The sequence below is a fragment of the Oleiphilus sp. HI0066 genome (genome assembly GCF_001635725.1).
On the sequence record NZ_LWFH01001380.1, the window covers coordinates 1 to 1,126 of the forward strand.

1 protein-coding gene is annotated in these 1,126 nt (G+C 43.3%); it reads right to left on the reverse strand.

Features of this window, described 5'->3' with window-relative positions; all coding sequences use genetic code 11:
* The coding region (locus A3738_RS20905; protein ID WP_255376192.1) for a SulP family inorganic anion transporter at positions 1 to 936 on the reverse strand (936 nt) is incomplete at its 3' end.
* Positions 937 to 1,126: the final 190 nt, after the last annotated feature.

Below are 1,126 nucleotides of genomic sequence, written 5' to 3' on the forward strand. Positions count from 1 at the left end.
CTTAGTCGCTGCGCCGGCCTCAAAATTCACGGCAGATCGTGAAAACCCTCCGGTAACTGGCATTCCTCCGGATAGGCCAGATGCAATATTTGACGCTCCGAGTCCAATAAGCTCACGATTCGGGATAATAGTTTCTCGCTTTTTAGCACCAAGAGTTTGAGCAACCGATACAGACTCGACATACCCAATCAAACTAATCATTAAAGCCGGTAATGCCAGCTTCTCGACAATCGAAACATCAACTTCGGCAAAAGAGATACTAGGCAAGCCCTGAGGTATATAACCAACAACTGCAACCCCTATTGCTTCTAGGTCAAAAAAGAACGACATACACGAAGCTAAAACGACTAGAAAAAATGGCACTGCTTTGCTGATTAAATTCGCGATACCCGCTGGCATTAAGCGCGAGAAAATCTGAGTACCAAATTGTTTATTTAATAAAAGGATTGTCAAGCAGGTTACGCCAAGCGCTAATGTTGAATTAAACGACGAGATATCAAACGCCGAAAAATGATCTATTTGCTTCGCAACAATAATCAAACTAGAAGCCGTAATAAATCCTGACACGACTGGCTTTGATATAAAGTTAATGATCAGCCCGAGCCGAAATAAGCCAAACAAGACGAGGAAAAGCCCCGACAGCAAAGCCAGTACAATACTTGCTTCTGCGTATCCGACATCCACATTTTCACTAACTGAACCTATGGCCGATGCGGTCATTAAGGAGATGATTGCGACAGGCCCCACAGATAGCGTCGTACTACTACCAAAAAGGCTATAAACAACGATGGGTAAAATACTAGAAAATAAACCGACCTGAGGAGGAAGGCCGGCCAGCATTGCGTAAGCAATGGATTGAGGAATCAGCAAAGCAGTTACGATAAACGCAGCGATAATATCGTTAACAAATAACTGCTTCGAATAATACTGATTCACAGAGTCTTCAACCCAACAGAAAATCGATTAAATTTTGCTGCTTTCCTCCCATATGATCGTGCAACGATTGCCCGTTCGGCAATAAGCATGCGTTACGAGACCCGCATCAAGTTCGCTTTTAAATTCTTGGACTTGGCTTGCTTGAAGTTGACCTCCAGCAAAAGGAATGGCAACGAACTTAATTCCAAAT